The 1,515-nt window shown below is 72.4% G+C and carries 1 protein-coding gene and 1 pseudogene; both read right to left on the minus strand.

Annotation, left to right across the window (positions count from 1 at the left end; all coding sequences use genetic code 11):
- On the minus strand, positions 1-347 hold a 347-nt coding region (locus DM816_RS41830), incomplete at its 3' end, for an MFS transporter (RefSeq protein ID WP_211589092.1).
- Between the two features lie 192 nt (positions 348-539).
- A pseudogene (locus DM816_RS41835) lies at positions 540-1,515 on the minus strand (hypothetical protein); the annotation flags it as partial.

Consider the following 1,515-nt stretch of genomic DNA (forward strand, 5'->3'; position numbering starts at 1 on the left):
CTGGCCAGCACCGAGCCGCCGGCCGCGCCGGCCAGCGCCAGGCACACGGCCAGGCCCGCCGTGCCGTGCACCCACTGGGCAGCGAGGAGGACAGCGCCGGCCAGCCCGAGGCCCGTGGACAGCACGACGCGCTCGCCCCACCGGTCGGCCGCGGCGCCCCAGGCGATGAGCGTGAGCATCACGCCGATGGTGGGGCAGGCGACCAGGATGCCGGCCTGCTCCAGGGAGAGGCCCTCGTCCCGGAATGCTGGGATCAGGTAGGCGAGCCCGTACTGAAATGTGCTGCCGGCGATCATCGCCAGCGTCCCGACGACCAGCATCAGCCAGCGTCTGCGGAGTGTGATCACAACAGATGATGATCCCGGATCGGCTGTCCGCGCGCAGCCCCGCACTAGATCAAGGTTCGGCGGGCGGCGGTGTCGTGTGTGCGCAACCGTCACCACCCGTTGAGCCGTCTCATCGTCATGTTCAATCGCATCATCGCGCTGGCCGCCATCGTGGTGAGCCTGGCCGCCTGCGAGAACTCCCGCTCCGGCCCGTCATCGAGCGACTCCGGGATCGAGGGGCGCACCATGGTCGATGGCGGATGTCCCGTGCTGGAGGCCGGCACGCCGTGCCCGGACAAACCCTTGCGGGCCCGGCTGACCTTCGCCGGTGCGCAGGGCGGTGAGGCGGTCGCCACCGCGACGAGCGACGCCGATGGGCGGTTCCGTGTCGGCCTGCCTCCCGGCCGGTACCTTGTGAATCCGTCGAACCTCACCGGCGGTGCCTATCCGTCCGCCTTGCCGGTCGAGGCCGAGGTCCGGTCCGGCGAATTCACCAGCGTCACCGTGCGGTTCGATTCCGGCATCAGGCAACCGGGCGGCTGAGTCGCCCTTGCCGTGCAGGCGGCGCGACAGCGCGGTGACGGCAAGGGCGAGTGCGGCGACGGCGACCTCGCTGAGTGTGCAGACGAGGCGGCTGATGACGACGACGGTGGTGGCCGCCGGGAGCGGGAGCAGGGTGGTCAGTGCGGCGATGAGCATGGCTTCGCGTGCGCCCAGGCCGTCGGGCAGAAAGACGATGAGCGCCGAGAGCACCGCGGCGAGGCCGAAAGCGCCGAGGCACAGGGGGAGCGAAGGCCAGACCGGGGCACCCGCGGCGATGGCCAGCAGCCACAGGTGCACGCCCGCGATGAGCCACGACAGCCACTGAGCGGCGATCGCTCGGCGGATGCCACCGGCCGACGCGCTGGTCTGCGGGGCGGGCCGGCGGGCGAGGCGGGTGATCGCGACCGCGAGCCGGTTGACCAGATCCGGTTTGGCCGCGAGCAGGGCGAGCAGCGCGGCGGCGAGGGCGAGCCACGCGGCCTGGCCGCCGAATGCCGTTGGCGCGCCGACCAGGCCGACCGCGAGGCCGGTGAGCAGCGTGACCGGGATGGTCAGCACATATGCGGCCGCCATCCGCGCGGGCGGCACGCCGATGGAGCTGCCCATGCGCATGTTGGCCAGCAGCGACCAGACCCGGCCGGGCACC

Source organism: Allorhizocola rhizosphaerae (assembly GCF_003426775.1).
GTDB lineage: Bacteria > Actinomycetota > Actinomycetes > Mycobacteriales > Micromonosporaceae > Allorhizocola > Allorhizocola rhizosphaerae.